Source organism: Pseudomonas sp. 7P_10.2_Bac1 (assembly GCF_025465935.1).
Lineage (GTDB): Bacteria > Pseudomonadota > Gammaproteobacteria > Pseudomonadales > Pseudomonadaceae > Aquipseudomonas.
The window spans coordinates 68,020-83,227 of the sequence record NZ_JANLNV010000075.1 but is presented as its reverse complement, the minus strand read 5'-3'; the positions used below and the strand labels follow the sequence as shown (position 1 = coordinate 83,227).

Sequence of the window (15,208 nt, the reverse complement as noted above, 5' to 3'; positions counted from 1 at the left end):
TTATTCATCGAATCACTGCATCCACGGGGGAGGCGGTTCTTCGGACTTGCTTGATGGCGCCTCATCGGCCGCGCGCACTGCCTGACGACGTTCTTCGTCCAGACGCGCTGCTTCGATCTCGCGGATCACCCCGCCAACATCAGCCAGCTCTTCTGGGTCGTCAAACTCACCGGTCAACAAGCTGCCAGGGTGCAACGTACCCGCTTCGTAAAGCGCCCACATTTCCTTGGCATAGCGGGTGTTCTTCAACTCCGGGGCAAAGCGTCCAAAGTAAGCAGCCATGTTGCCCACATCACGCTCCAACATGTTGAACGCGTGGTTGTTACCCGCGGCATCCACCGCCTGAGGCAAGTCGATGATCACCGGGCCGGTGGGCGTCAGTAACACGTTGAATTCGGACAAGTCACCGTGAACCAGCCCCGTGCACAACATCAGCACGATCTGCGAGATCAGGTACGCGTGGTATTCGCGGGCCTGTTCCGGCTCCAGCACCACATCGTTCAGACGTGGCGCCGCATCACCGTACTCATCGGCCACCAACTCCATCAACAGCACGCCTTCCAGGAAGTCGAACGGCTTGGGCACCCGCACACCGGCACCCGCCAGCCTGAACAGGGCCGCCACTTCGGCGTTCTGCCAGGCGTCCTCGGCTTCTTTGCGGCCGTACTTCGAGCCCTTGGCCATCGCTCGGGCCTGCCGGCTGTTGCGAACCTTGCGACCCTCCTGATACTCGGCGGCCTGGCGGAAACTTCGTTTGTTAGCCTCCTTGTAAACCTTGGCGCATCGCAGCTCTTTGCCGCAGCGGACCACATAAACAGCTGCCTCTTTGCCACTCATGAGTGGGCGCAGCACCTCGTCGATCAGACCGTCCTCGATCAGGGGTTCTAAGCGTTTTGGAGTCTTCATCAGCTTTTATTGTGGGTCCTTTGTTACCAAACACGCGAATGTCACTCGTTATACGGCAATCCACTCACTACGGGGAGAGGGAGACCGTGCAAGAGTCGCTTGTAGGCACGCCATGTGCCAAAAAATCCCGACGTCAGCCGTTCTAGATGATAGACGAGCGCCTACATTCGGGCATCGACTAATCCCGTTCATCAAACGCGCACCCTACTAGAGCCAAGCAGAATGTATGCAGGACGCATCCCAAAACAACCTTATCAATGTCTGAATAATTCGCCGGGTGTGAAACTGAACATTTTTTTAAATGCCGCAATAAAAGCAGACGTCGACTCATAACCACACGACAACGCCGCCAGGGTCACACTGCCGCCCTCTTCCAGCACCCGCAAGGAGGACAGCAAACGCATGCGCTGGCGCCAACTGCGAAAACTCATGCCGGTTTCACGGTCAAACATGCGCATCAGGGTTTTTTCGGATGTTCCCAAACGCTCGGCCCAGACGCTGAGCGTCACTTCCGCTTCAGGGTTTTCAATCAATTCATTACACAGCGCCAACAACCGCGCATGACGGGGCAATGGCAGCGAAAAACCGACCTGATTCAAACCCGCCAACTGGTCAAGCAACACCTGCACCAGGCGCTCCTCAGGGCTGCCACCCTGAGGGTATTCCACCGGCAAGGCGCAAAAACGCTTGATCAGTTCACGCGCCAGCGGTGTCACTTCCAGCACCCGGCAATGCGCGGGCGCCCACAGGCAATCCTCCCGGCGCACATACAGGCTGCGCATTTCGGCCCGCATCGAGGTCACGACTTCGTGATCCAGCCCGGCCGGAATCCAGATTCCCCACTGCGGCGGCGCATAAAAACTGCCTTCATCGGTGTGCACGCCCAGCACACCACTGATGGCGTAAGAAAACTGTACCCAATCATGTCGATGGCGCGGCGTCCACGAACCGGCGCTCAAACTTTCGGCGCGCGCATACAGCGGTCGAGGCAAGGTCTTGAGCGCAGGAATAGCGCGTTCTGCACCACGTTGTCCGTTTGGCGGCATTGGTTGGCCTTATGTCGCAAGACGTCAGATAGACCCGACGTTAGGCTAAGTCATCAATTCTTACAATGCTCTGGTGATCACGATGCATGTGTTCAAACACCTCAAACGCTTGTTCACAGACTGGTTTCTGTGCGGCATGTTGCTGGCGACCTTGCTCGCCTATGTCTTCCCCACGTTCGGCAGCACCGGCGGTGGCATGCACGCGGAAGTGGTGATCAACATCGGCGTGTTTCTGGTGTTCTTCCTGCACGGGGTCAACCTGTCCAGCGAGCAAATCCGTCACGGGCTGAAAAACATCCGCCTGCATTTCATGGTGCAGGGCTTCACCTTTATTGTGTTTCCGCTGATCTGGGTGGTGGGCAACAAGCTGCTGGGGGCACACATTCCGCCACTGCTGATGCTCGGCTTCTTCTACCTGTGCGCGCTGCCTTCGACTATTTCCTCGTCGGTGGCACTGACCGGCAGCGCCGGGGGCAACGTCCCCGCGGCGATTCTCAACGCCAGCCTGTCCAGTGTACTGGGGATATTCTTGACCCCGTTGCTGGTGAGCTTTGTGGTCGGTAGCGGTTCGGGCGGTATCGATCTGGGCTCAACCTTGCTGGACCTGTGCGCCATGCTGTTGCTGCCGTTGGTACTCGGGCAACTGGTGCGCCCGGTGTTCGGACGCTTTTTTGCCCGTCACAAGCGCTACACCAACATCTGCGACAAAGTGGTGATCTTGCTGCTGGTGTACGCCGCGTTCTGCAACTCGATGGTCTCGGGCATGTGGCAACAGCAAGGTACTTCGGTGATTTTCAGCGCCCTGGCCGGCAGCGCGATCCTGCTGGCGATCATCCTGTGGCTGACCACCCGCTCTGCCCGTGCCTTGAAGTTCAGCACTGCCGATGAAATCGCCGCCGTGTTCTGCGCCAGCAAAAAATCACTGGCGGCCGGCGCACCGATGGCAGCGCTGATTTTCGGCGCCAACCCTGGCCTGGGGTTGATCTTGCTGCCGATCATGATCTACCACCCGCTGCAGCTGATCGTCTGCTCGGTAATGGCTGAAAGCTACGCCAGCCGCACTCGGCAAGAAAGAGCCGAACAAAACGACACCGCGGTGGCCGCTGCCAACTAAACCGTCAGGACGAATCACCTTAATGTGGGAGCGGCTTGCTCGCGATGCAGACAACGCGATCTTTGTTGATCCGCGTAAATACAATCGCGAGCAAGCCCCCCACAAGTTATCAGCCCGTTAACGCTCAATAATCGCCGTCACGCCCTGCCCACCGGCAGCGCAGATCGAGATCAGCCCACGCCCCTGCCCAGCCACGGCCAGCAATTTGGCCAGATTGGCAACGATGCGCCCGCCCGTCGCAGCGAACGGATGCCCCGCTGCCAACGAACTGCCTTTGACGTTCAGCTTGCTGCGATCAATGGCGCCCAGCGCTGCGTCCAGCCCGAGCTTTTCTCGACAGTAATCTGCATCTTCCCAAGCCTTAAGGGTGCACAGCACTTGCGCGGCAAACGCCTCGTGAATTTCGTAGTAGTCGAAGTCCTGCAAGGTCAGGCCATTGCGCGCTAACAGCCGTGGGACGGCATACACCGGCGCCATCAGTAAACCTTCGGCGCCATGTACGAAATCAACCGCCGCCGTTTCGCCATCGCGCAGGTAAGCCAACACCGGCAACCCACGCTCTTTGGCCCACTCCTCGCTCGCCAGCAAGACCACCGAAGCGCCATCGGTCAATGGTGTCGAGTTGCCCGCCGTCAACGTGCCTTTGGCGCTGCGCTCGAACACCGGCTTGAGCGCTGCCAGCTTCTCCAGGGTCAGGTCCGGGCGCAGATTATTGTCACGGCCAAGGCCCAGGAACGGGATAAGCAAGTCATCCTCCCAACCCGAGTGATAGGCCGCCGACAACGCTTGATGGCTGTGCAAGGCCAGCGCGTCTTGTTCATCGCGGGGGATCTGCCAGGTCTGCGCCATCAGCTCGCAGTGCTGGCCCATCGACAACCCGGTCCGTGGTTCACCATTGCGCGGGAAGGCCGGCTTCAAAAACCCCGGGCGCAACTTCAGTAATGCTTTGACCTTGTCCAGTGGCGCCTTGGTGCGATTGAGCTGCAACAGCCATTTGCGCAGGCCGTCATTGAGGCCAATCGGCACGTCCGAGGCGCTGTCGACACCCCCGGCAATTGCGCAATCAATCTGCCCGAGGGCAATTTTATTGGCCACCAGCAACGCGGCTTCAAGGCCCGTGCCGCAGGCTTGTTGCAGGTCATAGGCGGGGGTTTGTGGCGACAGGCGTGAGCCCAATACGCACTCGCGGGTCAGGCTGAAATCCCTGGAGTCCTTGAGCACCGCCCCGGCCACCACTTCGCCCATGCGCAAGCCGTGCAAGTTGTAGCGTTCGATCAGCCCTTCCAGGGCGGCCGTCAACATCGTCTGATTGCTGGCGGTCGCGTACGCTCCATTGGAGCGGGCAAATGGAATTCGGTTACCGCCAATTATGGCTACACGACGCAAATTCATAAGATGTTCCCTATTCTTTCGAGGCCGTTGATCGTTACAAGCGTAGGCCTTATCGCTGATAACGAACGACCATGACGTGTTTGTGGTCAACCCTTTGAACCCCATCTGTCGGAGAGTGTTCCATGTCAGACCGTTATATCGACTTTGCCAACTCATCCATCGGCCATCGGGTGGTCGGTGCATTGGGGCTGCCGTCACCGGTACGACTGGAACGCTGGCAAGCAGGCCGCTTGCGACCGGTGGATGGAGCGCTGTTATTAGGCGGCGGCGCATTGGCAACCAAGGTTGGCACTATCGCCCCTAAACTCACCGATACCGTGTTCGGATACGGCCCCGGCTCATGGGAGGCCACCCCGTGGATTCCAGGCCAGGGGCCCAAGCTCAAGGCTGTGGTGTTTGATGCCAGCGAACTGCTGCACACCGATCAGCTCAAGCAATTGCGTGAATTCTTCCAGCCCCTGTTGCGCAGCCTGGCGCCCAGCGCGCATATCGTGATCCTGGGCCGTGCGCCCGAAACTCAACGCGATCCGTTTGCCGCCAGCGCCCAGCGCGCCCTTGAAGGCTTTGCCCGTTCGCTGGCCAAAGAGCTGCGCAGCGGCGGCACCTTGCAACTGCTGTATGTCGGCGAAGGGGCCGAAGACCAGCTTGAAGGCGCGCTGCGCTTTTTTCTCTCGCCCAAAAGTGCCTTTGTCAGCGGCCAGGTATTGCGCCTGAGCCCATGTGCCACACAAGTGGCGGACTGGACGCGCCCGCTGGCCGGACGTAAAGCCCTGGTCACCGGCGCAGCCCGAGGCATTGGCGCTTCGATTGCCGAAACCCTGGCCCGCGACGGTGCAGAGGTTGTTTTGCTCGATGTGCCCTCGGCCAAAACCGATCTCGATGCGCTGGCAGCACGGCTGGGCGGGCGCAGCGTGGCCCTGGATATTTGCGCCCCGGACGCACCCGCCCAATTGATCGAACACTTGCCGGAGGGCATCGACATCGTGGTGCACAACGCGGGCATCACCCGCGACAAAACCCTGGCCAACATGACGCCCGAGTATTGGGATGCGGTGCTGGCGGTCAACCTCAATGCACCACAAGTGCTGACCAAGGCGCTGCTGGACAGCGGCACCCTGCGCGATAACGGGCGAGTAGTCCTGCTCGCGTCCATCAGCGGCATCGCCGGTAACCGCGGCCAAACCAACTACGCCGCCAGCAAAGCCGGGCTGATTGGCCTGGCCCAGGCTTGGGCGCCCGTGCTGGGCGAGCGTGGTATCAGCATCAACGCAGTCGCGCCGGGCTTTATCGAAACCCAAATGACCGCGCATATTCCGTTTGCCCTGCGAGAAGCCGGGCGGCGCATGAGTTCGCTGGGCCAGGGCGGTGTGCCACAAGACGTGGCCGAAGCCGTGGCGTGGCTCAGCCAGCCGGGCTCGGGGGCGGTCAGCGGGCAAGCGTTGCGCGTGTGCGGGCAAAGTGTTTTGGGGGCCTGACTCATGACCGTGCACTGGCTCGACCTCAGCGCTGCGCCCCACCTGCCCGCGCTTTACGCTCAGGCGGCCAGCAAACGCAAGATCACCGGTAGCACACTGCCAGAGCAGGGTTTACGTTGCTGGATCGACATCGACGCTAAGCCGTTAATGGCTTTTCGCGAGGTCTGCGCGATCGCGCCGGGGCCATTATTGCCGCCGACGTACCCCCATGTGCTGGCGTTCGGCCTGCAAATGCAGCTACTGACCGACAAGGACTTCCCTTTCCCACTGCTAGGGCTGATTCATCTGACAAACCGGATCCGGATTCTACGACCGATGGGCGGCGTGACCCGGTTGCGTATCGGCGTGTTTGTGCACAACCTGCAAAAACACCCCAAGGGCGCCACCTTTGAAGTCGTAACCCAAGTCGAAGACCTACTTGGGCCACTCTGGGAAGCTGAAAGCACGCTGCTGTGCAAAGGCGTCGACTTGCCCGGCGAAGTGCCGGCAACCCCGGCTTACAGCCCCCTCGCCTTGACCGAACTGACTCGCTGGTATGCGCCGTCGAATATCGGGCGCCGCTATGCCAAAGTCTCGGGCGACTACAACCCCATTCACCTCAGCACCGCCAGCGCCAAGCTGTTTGGCCTGCCCAGCGCCATCGCCCATGGCCTGTGGCTCAAGGCACGTGCGTTGGCGGCATTGCACGCGCACTTGCCTGCGGCGAATGTCGAGATCAGCGTGGCGTTTAAAAAGCCGGTGCGGTTACCCAGCGAAGTGATTTTGCTGAGCAGCGATGCGGGCTCCAGCGGCGACTTCCAGCTCAACGGGCACGCAGAACTGCTGCATTTGCTAGGCCAATGGCGCCCCATCAGCTGAACATCAACCTGTAGGAGCGAGCTTGCCTCGCGATCTTTTGATGGTTTAAAGCTCGAGAGACACGCTCGTTCCTGCACGGGGTTTGTGTTTGTTGCTCATGCCTTTCACTTGCACCAATCTGCATTCAGTCGCAAGCTTTGCTCCTTCTGGAGAATCCACCCGCAATGAACCTCGAAGAACTCACTCAGCGCATGCACCGCATCCGCGATAACAACGATTGGAAGCAGTTCCACAGCCCGAAAAACCTGGCCATGGCGGCCAGCGTCGAAATGTCCGAGCTGGTGGAAATATTCCAATGGCTCAGCGAAGACCAATCACGCCAATTGCCCGCCGACAAACTGGCCCACGCCGGGCAGGAAGTCGGGGACATCGTGCTGTACCTGTTGCTGTTATGCAGTGAGTTGGGCCTGGACATGGATCAAGTGGTGCGCAGCAAACTGGCCGACAATGAAAGGCGTTTCAGCAAATGAGTGACCGTCACTTCGATCAACTGGCCACCCGTTTCGCTGAAAAAATCTACGGCGGCGCCAAGGGCGCGATTCGTCTAGCCGTGCTCCAGGCCGACCTCGAAGAGGCGCTGCCTCAGCGCCCGCTGCGGGTGTTGGATATCGGTGCCGGGCTGGGCCACATGTCACTGTGGCTGGCCGAGCGTGGCCACGACGTGACCCTCGCCGAACCGGCCGAACCGATGCTCGAAGGCGCTCGCCAACGCTTTGCCGAGGCCGGCCAGACCGGCACCTTTATTCAGGCGCCCTGGCAAGATCTGCCAGGCCTGCTGACCGAGCCTTACGACCTGGTGATCTGCCATGCCGTACTGGAGTGGCTGGCCGAACCCCACACGATCCTGCCGGTGCTGCACCAACTGACCGCCAAAGGCGGTTGGCTGTCGCTGGCGTTTTATAACCGCGACGCCCTGATCTACCGCAACTTGCTCAAAGGCCACTTCCGTAAAATGCGCAAGAACACCCTGGCCGGTGAAAAGCAAAGCCTCACCCCGCAAGAACCGCTAGACCCACGAGAACTGGCGAGCGCTCTTGAAGGCCTGTGGCAGGTGCAAAGCCAGAGTGGTGTACGGGTGTTTCACGATTACATGCCAGTAGAGTTTCAGGCCCGCGCCGACCTTGAAGCATTGGTCGAAATGGAACTGGCCCATCGTCGCCACCCCGCCTTCGCCGGGCTGGGACGTTATCTGCATTGGGTATGCCGCCCGGTTTAAAGAACCCTCTTGGGGAGAACATGATGTATCGCCGCGTTGCCTTGCTCGCTTTAAGTCTGGGATTGGGTGCGTGTCAAAGCCCCAACCCCTACACCGCCAGCTCCATCCCGATCCCGCCCGCCCCACCGCAGGCGGCCAATACCCTGGACTTGAGCGCTTACCCGGCGCCGCCAAGGGATTACGGCCGCTATCAAAGCTGGGGCTGGCTAAATGGCCGCCTGCCAGCAGGATCGGCATGGGCTGACTCCGCACAAATCGCCGAAGCCGTCAGTAATGCCCTGGACCAGCGCGGGTTGCGGCCTGCACAACCTAACCGACCTGCAGACTTGTGGGTCAGTGCAGATTTGCATACAGAAAAACGTCTGCGTCAGGTTCAGGACGACTATGGTTATGGCGGTATGTATGGCGACCGTTATGGTCGCTACGGGAACCAGTACGGCATGTACAACAGCGTACCGGTTGTCCGCACGTACGAAGTTGAAGTAATGGTCGTGCGGCTCAACCTGTATGACGGTAAAACAGGTCAGCCGGTCTGGAGCTCCAGTGCAGAAACCAGTAGTAAAGGCAGCCTGAGCGAACGCAGTGACGCCCTGCGCGAATCACTGAACAAAGCAGTGCAGGCTTATCCTCCCCATTAAAACTGTTTGTTTAAGCGGAGACTTACCACATGTTAAGACGCATTGCTTTACTGGGACTGGCCCTGCTGCTGAGCGCTTGCAACAGCATTCAGGTCACCCATGACTACAACCCGGCGGTAGATTTTGCCCAGTACCGAACCTGGGCCTGGAAAGACCCGGCAGTGCAGTTCTTGCCCGACACTCCAATGGTCAAAAATGGCCTGAACGCACAACGCGTGGTCATGGCCCTGAGCAGCCAACTTGATCAACGCGGCCTGACCCAGGCGGCGCCCGGCGCCAAACCCGACCTGTGGGTGCAAACCTACATGGTCGTAGCCAACCGTCAGGAACAGGTCACCAACTACAGTTATGACGGTGGCCCATGGGGTGGACCTTGGGCTGGGCCGTGGGGCGGCTATTGGGGAGGCAACTATTGGGGTGCACCGGCTTACGCCGAGACCCGCAATATCGTCTACCAGGTGGGCACGTTGCAGGTTGACTTGATTGACGCCAAAGACGGCAAATTGGTCTGGCGCGGCAACGCCGAAAAAATCGTCGACGAAGATGCCACACCGGCAGAGCGTAGCGCGGCGATTTCCAAGGCCATCAACGACATCATGAGTAATTATCCGCCCAAGCCAGGGCGTTAATTAAATCGGGCCAACTCACTAACAAAGTATATAACTGCGAAGTATTAATACTTTAGTAAGTGAGTCGGCCCTACTCTTCACTCTTTACAACCTTTCATCCAACAGTTCCCAATAGTTGCATACGCGGGCCTTATAAAGTGTGCAATTGGCCAGCATCTCGATCACTTCTTGACTACACTCGCTAAAACTTTGGAGCGAAGCGCTGGACAGTGTTCCAGTATCAGGAGTGCTCAATGTCTCCCCCCTTCCGTCGTGCGTATTTCAACGGCCCCCGCCAACAACACGGGGCGATTGGTTTAATCGCGGCACTGACGCTGGGGATGGTGCTGATCTTTATGTTGCTGGTGGTCGACGGCGGCCGCCTCTACCTGGAACAACGCAAGCTGCAACGGGTTGCTGACATGGCGGTGCTTGAGGCGGTCAGTCGGGGCGGCAGTTGTGCTGCCACCCCGTCGACCGCCACGCTGTACGCCACCCAAAGCGCCGCCCGCAACAGCTTCGTGCCGGCCGGCACGCAACAAACCCTGAATGCCACCTGCGGCACTCTGGTCACCGTCAACCAACTGCGCACCTTCCAGCTCGACCCCAGCAAAAGCGACGCTATTCGCGTGATTGCCACCAACACCATTCCGACCAGCATTGCCGGTGGGGTGTGGGATTTGGTGAGTAAGGGGACGTTGTCGACGACCACGAAGTTGACGGCGAGTGCTGTGGGGGCATTTGGGGGCTCACCACTGGCCATGTTGACTATCCGTAGCTCTCTGGCGAATGTCGATAGTACGAGTTCTCCTCTACTTAATAGTTTAATTGGTGGCATGTTGGGTGGATCATTGAACCTCAGCGCAGTTTCATGGCAAGGCTTGGCAACAACCAATATAAACTTACTCAGCTATCTAGACCAATTGGCGATTACGGCAGGCGTGTCCGCAGGTAATTACAACCAACTTCTTAACAGCGATATAAAACTCACTCAATTTTTAGATGCCGCAATCACTGTCTTGGAAAAAAATGGCGGCGGCGTTACTGTAGCATCCAAGGCCCTTGGAAACATAAAACTTATCGCCAGTAACACCCAGGTTTTAAAATTAGGCGATTTACTCAACATCCAAAATGGCACCCCTGCTGCTGGACTGAATACAAATATTAAAGTTTTCGACTTGCTTGAAGGCATTGTGCAACTGTCAAACGGCAAGAGTGCAGCAACGGCAACTATCAACACAAACATCCCATTAATTGGCGCCGCAACCATTTACCTAAAAGTTATCGAACCCCCTCAAGTATCGATTATAGGAAATCCAGCCTTAGCTAAAGCCAACCCCACCGGCCCCAATAAAATCTATGTAAAAACAGCGCAAATCCAAACAAGAATCCATCTCGACCTTGCAATTGTCCGACTCTTAAACCCATTAGTCGACGCACTGACGAGTGTACTATCAACTGTTCTAGAAGTTGTAAAACACCTCCTAAATCTTAACCTAATAGAAGTTATAAAATGCACACTCTCATGCCAGTCCGCGCCTTTAAGCATTGCTTCCGCCCTTGACATTTATGTCGAAGCAGGAAGTGCCAGCGGCTATGTAACAGATTACAGTTGCGCCTCTGACGGCCCTAAAAGCTTGACAGTTCTCGCCTCAGCTTCACTGGCTAAGCTCAGTATCGGGAGCGCACCACAAACCGGTGCATTCCCGCCGGTTGACTCAAACAACAATCTAATCATCGATCCGGTAAAACTTATAAACATGGATGTTAAAACCTGCTACGTTTTGGGGCTTTTGTGCACTACAGATGAAGGAAAGGCTGGCAGCTTCAATGTGAAGGTGCAAAGCAGCGTGAGCCAACCACCTAAAAACATATATTACACCTCAACTATTCAGTCTCCGACCACACTGCCGAACATCAACCAAACACCCTACTACCAGCAGTACACAACTCAAAATATTGTAGACAGCCTTGGAAACTCTCTTCTGGGCAACATAACGACTTCTTACACACCACCTCCAGGCAAAACTGTAACAGGAGACCTTCTTAACTCAATTTCATCTTTGGTCAATCAACTCACTTCTGCACTTGCAACGGCGTTCAGCAAATTGCTATCGCCTTTACTAGATCCACTCATCAATACTTTATTGAAAGCACTCGGCGTTTCTTTAGGTAACGCTGAAATAGGAGCCAATCTCTCCTGCAACCAAGGCGGTCGGCCCCAACTCGTGCTCTAACCTTCAACCACCGGCAATTCCACACAAAACCGGGCCCCTTGCCCGGTGTTGCTGACGCTCAACCGGCCGCCCATGTTGTCGATAATCCCGTAGCTCACGGACAGCCCCAGCCCTGTGCCCAGGCCGACCGGTTTGGTGGTGAAGAAGGGCTCGAAGATCCGTTCCAGCAAGCGCGGGTCAATGCCGCCCGCATTGTCTTCCACCGTCACACGCACGCCGTTGTCACACTCGCATGCGGTCAAGGCGATCCAGGGGGTGAACTCTGGGTCGGTTTCGCGCTTGTTCATCAATGCATCACGGGCGTTGATCAACAGGTTGATCAGCACTTGCTCCAATTGGTCGACGTGACCGCGCACCTGCAACGCATCGCTTAAACACTCCGTGCGCAACTCAATGCCTTTGCCGCGCAAGCCTTCGCACAACAAGGCCAAGGCGCCTTCCAGCGCTTGCGCCGGGTTGAAGGCTTGTTGCTCGACTTCTGAACGACGGCCGAACACGCGCATGTGGTCGACCACCCTAGCCGCCCGCTGAATTTGTGCATCGATGCGGGTGAGTTTGTCTTGCAGGTAGTCGTGCTCCACATCGCCGTTGCTCACACGCTTGAGCACGTTGGCGATGGCCATGCGCATGACGTTCAATGGCTGGTTGATCTCGTGGGCAAGGCCCGTGGCCATTTCACCCAAGGTGGCCATTTTGGCGCTTTGGGTCATTTGCTGTTGCGAACGGCGTACGTCGGTGTTGTCGCGGCCCACGGCCTGCACTTCTAGCAACTGACCCTGAGCATCAAACACCCCCCGATCCGACCATACCCACCAAGCGTATTCATGCCCCGGCAGTTGCAAGCTGATTTCTGCAGTACTTACCGGGTTTTGCGGGGTCAACTGCGCAATGCGCTGCATAAATTCCGCACGCTGCTCGGTCGACAACCAACTGCCCAGATTCACCCCCGGCAATGCCTGCGGGGTGCACTCCAGGTAAGCCGCCAGCGGCTGGTTGCCAAAGGTCAGGGTCAAGTCCGGCAGATAACGGCAAATCATCGCCGGCGAGTCTTCGACCAACACTCGATAACGCTCTTCACTGCGTCTGACGCGCTCACTGGTCTCGGTGGCTTCGGTCACATCCAGCCACAGCCCCACGGCCTCGATCGGCAGCCCAAGGTCATCGCGCAATAATTTGGCTTCGTCCAGCAACCAGTGATAGTTACCTTTGCTATCGCGCAAGCGATAACGACGCCGTGCACTGCCAAAGCGCAGCAGTTGCCGGGTGCGTTCAAAGTATTGCTCTCGATCGTCAGGGTGAATCCACTCGATCAAACCGCCATCAAGACTATCGACCAGGGTCCAACCGAGTAACGGCTGCAGGCTTGCGCTAAAAAAACTGGGCACCAACGCCCCTTTCTCATAACGCTGCACATAAATCACCGCCGGTGAACTGGCGATCAAGTTGTCCAATCGCGCATGGGCGGCTGTTGCTTGCAATTGCTGGCTCTTGATCTCACTGACATCCAACATAAAACCGATGATACGGCGCTGACTGCCCTCGCCCACCACTTGCCCCTGAACCCGATACCACGGGGCCGGCCCTGCACTCTGCGGCAGCTCCAGACGTGCAACCACCATCAGGTCTTTGCCGTGCTCAATCAGTTCATCAAAACGGATACTGAGCTCATCGCGATCGGCGGGATGAAACAGCGCTAACCAGGCTTTGCAGGTTAAGGGCGTGTGGGGGGCCGACAAGCTTTCGGCCAATTGCGGGGCCAACTGCACCTGCTCGGTGGCCGTCGACCACTCCCACCAACCCGTGCTCAACAAACCTTCCAGTGCATGCACACGATCGCGGTGCTCAGCCTGCTGCTGCTCACGTAAACGCTCCAGCAAAGGCCCGGCCAAGGCGGCGCACACGTGCGACCAATCACTCTCTCTCATCAACGCAGGACGCGTAGAAAACCCCAACAGCAGCCAAGCGCAAAGCCCGCGCTGATCGTGATAAGGCATGCACAAGCCATTGGTTGCGCCCAACAGGCTGCTGAACTGAAACGGTTGCTCTTTGGCAGCCGCAAATCCCGAATTGCGCGTACCACTGAAACTGTCCAGCGCACTGCCCAGGCTTTGTCCCGCCCCCCACCATTGCGGTGCGCCAGGCGCCTGATAAACACTGAAGAGGCTCCAGTCAGGCTGTCCTTCTTGACGCAACGCCAGTGCGATACACGGCACCTGCCATTGCTCACCGATGCGCTGCAACGACTCCTGCGTCACCTCATGCAAACGCAGCATGCTGCATAAGCGCAATTGCCTGGCCAGGCTCAGGCACAGTCGCATGCACAGTTCACAGTTTTGGCCCTGCTGACCTTCGCGCCGCAGGTCGCTGATGTCCAGTAACTGCAACAGCCAGCCTTCAGCGTTTGGTTGGACCCAGCCGCGGGTATGCAGCACAGCCTCCCCGGCGCGCTGAAAGTCCAGATCAAGGCTGTGCCCCAACCAATCTGCCGGAGTCCCTTCAAGGGCCTGGGTGCTGCCCGGCACCAAATAGTCGAGCAGCAAACGCGGAGCCTCAGTATCACAGACCAGTTGCAGGCCAAAACGCTGCGCGCCATGCACCTCTAACACCCGCCCCTGATGATCAAGCAACAGGTGCAAGGCCATACCCTTGCCGATCAGCGCTGCACGGTGTTCAGGCGAAATTTCTTGAGCGCGGCCCAAGAAACGTCCAAACGACTTTCCACCCAGGTTCAAAACTGCAGGCTCGACTGGGCCGACAAGTTGTCCGGCAGGCTCGGCACAGTGATGCCGCCAGGCAGTTTCAGTACCGGCAGGAAGTTGCTGAGCGTGGCGGCCGGGAGGCTGACGCTCACCGTTAATACGCCCGCGCTATATACCGCCGTTTTACTGATGTTGGTGGTCATCCTGCTTGGCATCCAGTCCAGTTGCTGGTCCAGCACGCCTTTGGCCACTGATTCGACCTTGGCCTTGTAATCTACCGGCGCCAACGTCGGGTCCACCGCCATGCTGCGGCGCACCGCCTCTGCCGTCGATTGGTTAAAAGACTGCATCAGCAGCAACGGAAAGCTGTAGCTGAGCACGCCATACAAAACTGAGAAAAAGATCACAAAAACCAGGGCGAACTCAATCGCCGTTGCGCCTTTTTGTGAGTGGGGAAGGTCAACTTTCATGACTGCGTCTACCCTGACAATTCACAGTGATATCAGCATAGAATCATTCGTAGAAAAGGGATGGGAATACGTGATCCATTTAGCGGTTTTATTCATTTGGCTTGCCGCCTGCGCCGCCCAAGACCTTTACCAACGCCACATCGCCAACACCCTGACTTTTGGCGCCGCGGCCCTGGCGTTGGTGTATCTACTCTGGACAGGAACCACCTGGCTCGGCGCCAGCGCTGCCGAGGGCGGCTGGGCCCTGTTGATTGCATTGGTCCTTACCTTGCCTGGTTACGCCCTGAACAAACTGGGCGCTGGCGATGTAAAACTACTAATTGCACTCGCGCTGGCAACCGATCGTCCGATACTGCTGGGCACATTTATTGGTGCAGGTCTTTGCGCTGGCCTGTGGTTCTGGCTAGCGCCAAAAATTCTCTCTCCATTGAATCAACGCTTTACCCAGCCCCCCGGCGAAAACATCAGACAAACGTCAAAAAAACTGCCCTTTGCCCCATTCCTTTTATGCGGCTTCAGCTTGTCCGTTTTGTGTCTAACCTAATCAAA

14 protein-coding genes are annotated in these 15,208 nt (G+C 57.7%); 9 read left to right on the top strand and 5 right to left on the bottom strand.

From position 1 onward, the window contains the following. Positions 1 to 12 precede the first annotated feature (12 nt). Together NTD86_RS15635 and NTD86_RS15630 are read right to left on the bottom strand one after the other, a co-directional pair. Complete coding sequence (locus tag NTD86_RS15635) at positions 13 to 906, bottom strand: PA4780 family RIO1-like protein kinase (protein WP_262203515.1); 894 nt, start codon at positions 904 to 906, stop codon at positions 13 to 15. Positions 907 to 1,160: 254 nt separating this feature from the next. Next, positions 1,161 to 1,952 carry an AraC family transcriptional regulator gene (locus NTD86_RS15630; protein WP_262203513.1) on the bottom strand — a complete coding sequence of 264 codons (792 nt, stop codon included), beginning with the start codon at positions 1,950 to 1,952 and terminating at the stop codon, positions 1,161 to 1,163. Positions 1,953 to 2,034: 82 nt separating this feature from the next. On the opposite strand from NTD86_RS15630, the gene NTD86_RS15625 reads away from it, so the two are divergent. After that, a complete protein-coding gene (locus NTD86_RS15625) occupies positions 2,035 to 3,066 on the top strand; it encodes a bile acid:sodium symporter family protein (protein WP_262203511.1) in 1,032 nt (343 codons plus the stop codon). Between the two features lie 117 nt (positions 3,067 to 3,183). On the opposite strand, the gene NTD86_RS15620 is transcribed toward NTD86_RS15625, so the two are convergent. Beyond that, on the bottom strand, positions 3,184 to 4,458 hold the full coding sequence (locus NTD86_RS15620; RefSeq protein WP_262203509.1) for an acetyl-CoA C-acetyltransferase: 1,275 nt from the start codon (positions 4,456 to 4,458) through the stop codon (positions 3,184 to 3,186). 122 nt (positions 4,459 to 4,580) lie between these two features. On the opposite strand from NTD86_RS15620, the gene NTD86_RS15615 reads away from it, so the two are divergent. The 7 genes from NTD86_RS15615 (at position 4,581) to NTD86_RS15585 (ending at position 11,490) form a co-directional block, all read left to right on the top strand. After that, the gene (locus tag NTD86_RS15615; RefSeq protein ID WP_262203507.1) at positions 4,581 to 5,933 is read left to right on the top strand and encodes a 3-oxoacyl-ACP reductase; all 1,353 of its coding nucleotides are present in this window, start codon (positions 4,581 to 4,583) and stop codon (positions 5,931 to 5,933) included. 3 nt (positions 5,934 to 5,936) lie between these two features. Continuing rightward, on the top strand, positions 5,937 to 6,791 hold the full coding sequence (locus NTD86_RS15610; protein WP_262203505.1) for a MaoC/PaaZ C-terminal domain-containing protein: 855 nt from the start codon (positions 5,937 to 5,939) through the stop codon (positions 6,789 to 6,791). A gap of 164 nt (positions 6,792 to 6,955) precedes the next feature. After that, positions 6,956 to 7,261, top strand: a complete 306-nt coding sequence (locus NTD86_RS15605) for a nucleotide pyrophosphohydrolase (RefSeq protein ID WP_262203503.1) — start codon at positions 6,956 to 6,958, stop codon at positions 7,259 to 7,261. After that, on the top strand, positions 7,258 to 8,007 hold the full coding sequence (locus NTD86_RS15600) for a methyltransferase domain-containing protein (protein WP_262203501.1): 750 nt from the start codon (positions 7,258 to 7,260) through the stop codon (positions 8,005 to 8,007). Before NTD86_RS15605 ends, NTD86_RS15600 begins: the two co-directional genes overlap by 4 nt. Positions 8,008 to 8,030: 23 nt before the next feature. After that, positions 8,031 to 8,645 carry a DUF4136 domain-containing protein gene (locus tag NTD86_RS15595; RefSeq protein ID WP_262203499.1) on the top strand — a complete coding sequence of 205 codons (615 nt, stop codon included), beginning with the start codon at positions 8,031 to 8,033 and terminating at the stop codon, positions 8,643 to 8,645. Between the two features lie 29 nt (positions 8,646 to 8,674). Further along, positions 8,675 to 9,274, top strand: a complete 600-nt coding sequence (locus NTD86_RS15590; RefSeq protein WP_262203497.1) for a DUF4136 domain-containing protein — start codon at positions 8,675 to 8,677, stop codon at positions 9,272 to 9,274. A 233-nt stretch (positions 9,275 to 9,507) separates the two neighbouring features. Beyond that, on the top strand, positions 9,508 to 11,490 hold the full coding sequence (locus NTD86_RS15585; protein WP_262203495.1) for a pilus assembly protein TadG-related protein: 1,983 nt from the start codon (positions 9,508 to 9,510) through the stop codon (positions 11,488 to 11,490). Here the strand turns inward: NTD86_RS15585 and NTD86_RS15580 are convergent. Beyond that, positions 11,487 to 14,222, bottom strand: coding sequence for a PAS domain-containing sensor histidine kinase (locus NTD86_RS15580; RefSeq protein WP_262203493.1), 2,736 nt, complete (start codon positions 14,220 to 14,222; stop codon positions 11,487 to 11,489). The genes NTD86_RS15585 and NTD86_RS15580 overlap by 4 nt on opposite strands. Then, positions 14,219 to 14,659 (bottom strand): TadE family protein, encoded by a 441-nt coding sequence (locus tag NTD86_RS15575; RefSeq protein ID WP_262203491.1) that lies wholly within the window; start codon positions 14,657 to 14,659, stop codon positions 14,219 to 14,221. The genes NTD86_RS15580 and NTD86_RS15575 overlap by 4 nt, the downstream gene beginning before the upstream one ends. 70 nt (positions 14,660 to 14,729) lie before the next feature. Here NTD86_RS15575 and NTD86_RS15570 point away from each other — a divergent pair, with 70 nt between their 5' ends. After that, entirely contained in the window at positions 14,730 to 15,203 is a 474-nt protein-coding gene (locus tag NTD86_RS15570; protein ID WP_262203548.1) for a prepilin peptidase, read from the top strand. The last annotated feature ends 5 nt before the right edge of the window (positions 15,204 to 15,208 follow it).

Coding starts and splice junctions, on each gene's coding strand:
- NTD86_RS15635 (WP_262203515.1), bottom strand. CDS start 906: ATGAAGACTCCAAAACGCTTAGAACCCCTGATCGAGGACGGTCTGATC.
- NTD86_RS15630 (WP_262203513.1), bottom strand. CDS start 1,952: ATGCCGCCAAACGGACAACGTGGTGCAGAACGCGCTATTCCTGCGCTC.
- NTD86_RS15625 (WP_262203511.1), top strand. CDS start 2,035: ATGCATGTGTTCAAACACCTCAAACGCTTGTTCACAGACTGGTTTCTG.
- NTD86_RS15620 (WP_262203509.1), bottom strand. CDS start 4,458: ATGAATTTGCGTCGTGTAGCCATAATTGGCGGTAACCGAATTCCATTT.
- NTD86_RS15615 (WP_262203507.1), top strand. CDS start 4,581: ATGTCAGACCGTTATATCGACTTTGCCAACTCATCCATCGGCCATCGG.
- NTD86_RS15610 (WP_262203505.1), top strand. CDS start 5,937: ATGACCGTGCACTGGCTCGACCTCAGCGCTGCGCCCCACCTGCCCGCG.
- NTD86_RS15605 (WP_262203503.1), top strand. CDS start 6,956: ATGAACCTCGAAGAACTCACTCAGCGCATGCACCGCATCCGCGATAAC.
- NTD86_RS15600 (WP_262203501.1), top strand. CDS start 7,258: ATGAGTGACCGTCACTTCGATCAACTGGCCACCCGTTTCGCTGAAAAA.
- NTD86_RS15595 (WP_262203499.1), top strand. CDS start 8,031: ATGTATCGCCGCGTTGCCTTGCTCGCTTTAAGTCTGGGATTGGGTGCG.
- NTD86_RS15590 (WP_262203497.1), top strand. CDS start 8,675: ATGTTAAGACGCATTGCTTTACTGGGACTGGCCCTGCTGCTGAGCGCT.
- NTD86_RS15585 (WP_262203495.1), top strand. CDS start 9,508: ATGTCTCCCCCCTTCCGTCGTGCGTATTTCAACGGCCCCCGCCAACAA.
- NTD86_RS15575 (WP_262203491.1), bottom strand. CDS start 14,659: ATGAAAGTTGACCTTCCCCACTCACAAAAAGGCGCAACGGCGATTGAG.